Genomic DNA, 3756 nt, shown 5'->3' with positions numbered 1-3756 from the left:
ATTGAAGTCCTGCTGCCCGATGAAGTCGCGGAGCTTCACCCTGAAGCCACCGACGGTGAGCGCCAGGCCGCTCACCGTCGGTGACTTCATGGTGAAGCTCCGCGACTTCATCGGGCAGCAGGACTTCAATAGCGCGCGGATCGTCGCCAATGACTGCGTGGTCCAGTACCCGGAGGCGCCGCAATGCCATCTCTTCCTGAGCGTGATCGAAGCCAAATTCCGGAATCTGCAAGCCAGCGCCGACCACTACGAAGCCTTCGTGCGGCTGACCCCCGAAGGCAATCCCCATCGCAGTCGCGTCATCGAACTGCTGTATTCATCGGACTTCGATCCGAATCCATTCGACGTGGCGCTTCTGCTGGCGCAGATGACCGAGGAGCCGTCCGGGACGGCCTCGCAAGCCTCGGCGGCACCCGGGCGCAGTGACGGTGATTGGAGCAAGCTGTTCCACAAGCAGGCCGCCGAGACCTCCAAGCGAAGACGAAAGGCCGAAGCGCTTGGCCCAGCGCGGATGTGCGTCCTGCTCGATCCCCGGAACGCGGAATGCCATCTCATCCTGGGCGACAGCTACCAGCGTCTCTACAAACGCAAGCAGAGCCGCGAACACTATCTGCTATTCCTGACGCTCGCTCCCCAGAACCATCCCTCAAGAGCGTACGCCAGCAGCATGACCGAATAGCGGTTCTGCGCTTAGGATGCCCGCCCAATGGCACTGCACGCGGGGGACGCCTTCGGGCGGTATGAGCTGGTGTCCTGGCTGGGCCAGGGCGGCATGGCGGAGACATGGCGCGCCCAGTTGGTAGGCGACGCGGGCGTCACCAAGCCCGTGCTCATCAAGAAAGTGCTTCCCGAGTACGCCAACGACGAGGCCTTCATCTCCATGTTCATCAGCGAGGCGCGCATCTCCGCCACGCTGTCCCATGGCAACGTCGCCCAGGTCTTCGACTTCGGCCGGGTGGACGGTGGGTATTTCCTCGCCATGGAGTTCGTGGACGGCCAACCGCTCCACCGCCTCCTCAAGCGCGCGATGAAGAGCGGCATGGGCGCCCTGCCCATCCCCATCGCCGTCTTCATCGCCATGGAGATGTGCCGGGGGCTGCACTACGCCCACACGCGCACGGACAGCAGTGGCCAGCCGCTGGGCATCGTCCACCGGGACATCTCTCCGGACAACGTGCTCGTCAGCTACGAGGGCCAGGTCAAGATCGTCGACTTCGGCATCGCCAAGGCGCAGCTCATCCGGGACCTCAAGACCGAACCCGGCGTGGTGAAGGGCAAGTACCTCTTCTTCTCCCCGGAGCAGGCGCGCGGAGAGGACGTGGACGCGCGCACGGACATCTGGGCCACGGGCGTCGTGTTGTACGAGCTGCTCTGCGGGCGGCTTCCCCTGGACGGGCCTCCCCAGGCCGTGATGATGCGCATCGCGCGCGGCGAGCTCCCGCCGCTGAGCGAGTCACGGCCGGACCTGCCAGCAGCACTCCAGCGAATCGTCCTCAAGGCCCTGCATCCGGAGCAGTCCGAGCGCTTCGAATCCAGCCACGCCTTCGCGGAAGCCCTCTCTGGCTTCCTGCACACGAACCACCCGGGTGTCTCCTCGCTGAGCCTCGCGCACCTGCTGCGGATGCTCTTTCGTGACGACCTGCTCTCGCACGGCCGCGAGCTGTCGGTTCCCCCCTCCTTCCAGGAGGAGCTGGAGTCCTGGCGCGAGCAGGAACCGGCGCTCCCGAAGAAGCCCGCGCGCCCAAGGCCGCTGCTCCATACCGGCAGGATCCCCATCCCCGAATCCCGCGTTGAAATCGTGGAGGAGGAAGCCCCGACCGCGCTCGCACCCGCGGCGTCGCGCAAGTGGATGCTGGGATTGAGCACCACGGGCCTGGCCATCGGGGCCAGCTGCTTCTGGCTCCTCGGCGCCCCCGGTGCGCCTCCCGAGCACCCTGGAGCCACGCGCCCCATCGAGCGTCCTGCCGCCGCTGTTCAATCCCTCTCCGACACGGCACCGCCCCCCACCCTGGCGGCCACACCGGTCCCCCAGGCGACAGGCAGCGCGCCCCTCACGGTGGAACCGCTTCCGGAAGCGCCCCTGTCCCTGGCCGACTATCAGGACCGCGTCCAGGCGCGGGTGCAGCAGGGAGGGCTCCAGGACGCCGTGGACCTGGCGCATCAATGCGAGACGCGGTTCCCCCGGGAAGGGGAATGCCAGCTCCTGCTCGGGATGCTGTACTCGCGGATCAATGACAGCCGCAGCAGCGTGACGCACTATCAGCGCTTCCTGGAGTACGCCCCCGACACGCACCCCAGCCGCGCCAAGGTCGTGCGGATCCTGGATGACGCGAAGGCGCTCTCATCGGCTTCGGGCCGCATCGTGAAGCCGGAGACCTTCGCCGACATGATGGAGACCGGCCGCGCGGCGTTCCGCGACGAGAAGTACCCGGAGGCCGCCGCCGCGTACCGGAACGCGCTGGCCATGAAGCCGGACTCGTTCGACACCAAGCTCGACCTGGGCCTGACGCTCATCAAGCTCAAGCCGGGCACCGCCAAGGACCACAAGCAGGCGGTGAAGCTCCTGGAGGACGTCACCCGGAACAATCCCAGTCTCCGGCGAGCCTGGCTGGGTTTGGAGACCGCCTACACCCTGACCGGCAACAAGGCCAAGGCCAAGAAGGCCCACGACCGGTACATGCTGATGTCCCCCAGGAACATGGCGAACCCAGCGAAGGCGAGAGAGCGGATCAAGAACCTCGGCTTCTAGTCCGCGCCGGGCTGGAACCCCAACCCCTGCGCCACCTCCGTTTCCGTCAGCTCGCGCCACGCCCCTTCCGCCACGTCCAGCGCCACCTGCCCCACTGATTCACGGTGCAGCGCGAGCACCGGGTGCCCCACCGCCGCGAGCATCCGCTTCACCTGGTGGTGCCTTCCTTCCGTGAGCGTGAGCGCCACCACGTCGGGCGCGCGGAGCACGGCCTCCGCCGGGCGCGTGGGGCCGTCCTCCAGCGTCAATCCCTCTCGCAGCCTCGCCAGCGCCGCCTCCGGGGGCTGCCCCTCCACGCGCGCCACGTACCGCTTGGGCAGGTGCGTCTCTGGCGCCGTCGCGTGCCGCACCAGCCGCTCGTCGTTGGTGAAGAGCAGGAGCCCCGTGGTGTCCCGGTCCAAGCGGCCCACCGCGTACCACTCGAAGCCTTGAAGCTCCGGCGGCAGCACCGCGCGCAGCCTTTCGAAGACAGTGCCCACGCCTTCTGGATCCGACCCGTGCACCACCGGCCCCGAGGGCTTGTGGAACATCAGCACCCGCACCTGGCGCGTGAGCGCGCGCTCCACGCCGTCCACGCGCACCCGCGTCCCCTCTCCCACCGGCGCGAACGGCTCCCGCTCCACCCGGCCGTCCACCTCCACGCGGCCGTCATGGATGGCCTGCGCGGCCTCGGCCCGGGGCAGCACGCCGGCCCGGCCCAACGCTCGCGCCAGCCAGTCCGTGCGGGGGCCCACCGGGGTCTCCGGTCCCCTGCGCCTCGCGGCCTCCAGCCACCTGGGCGTCCGTTGCTTGCGCGCCATGCGTCCTCCCGTCTGCCGCCCGCTGTATCAGATGCGTCACGCCAGCGGATTTCCCCGAACACCCTGGACATGGATACGAGCAGGAGGGCTTCCAGGGGGGCACCACGCCGTTTGACTCCCCCAGGCGGCTCTGCGCATGTGCGCGCCCGCCGTGTCCACGCGTCCCCCCGAAACCGCTGAAGCCCCGCCCGAGTTCGTCGCCTCCCT

Annotated in this window: 3 protein-coding genes; 2 read left to right on the top strand and 1 reads right to left on the bottom strand. The window is 68.4% G+C overall.

Annotated features, from left to right (window positions below):
• Positions 1–88 precede the first annotated feature (88 nt).
• The gene (locus D7Y21_RS40605; protein WP_147469527.1) at positions 89–679 is read left to right on the top strand and encodes a hypothetical protein; all 591 of its coding nucleotides are present in this window, start codon (positions 89–91) and stop codon (positions 677–679) included.
• A gap of 27 nt (positions 680–706) precedes the next feature.
• Positions 707–2749: a serine/threonine-protein kinase gene (locus D7Y21_RS40600; RefSeq protein WP_121718567.1), complete on the top strand. Its 2043-nt coding sequence runs from the start codon at positions 707–709 to the stop codon at positions 2747–2749.
• Here the strand turns inward: D7Y21_RS40600 and D7Y21_RS40595 are convergent.
• A complete protein-coding gene (locus D7Y21_RS40595; RefSeq protein ID WP_120565241.1) occupies positions 2746–3549 on the bottom strand; it encodes a pseudouridine synthase in 804 nt (267 codons plus the stop codon). The genes D7Y21_RS40600 and D7Y21_RS40595 overlap by 4 nt on opposite strands.
• Positions 3550–3756 lie beyond the last annotated feature (207 nt).

The organism is Corallococcus sp. AB045 (assembly GCF_003668895.1).
Lineage (GTDB): Bacteria > Myxococcota > Myxococcia > Myxococcales > Myxococcaceae > Corallococcus > Corallococcus coralloides.
Note: the sequence above shows the minus strand (reverse complement) of the source record. Positions and strands in the feature narration are given on the sequence as shown.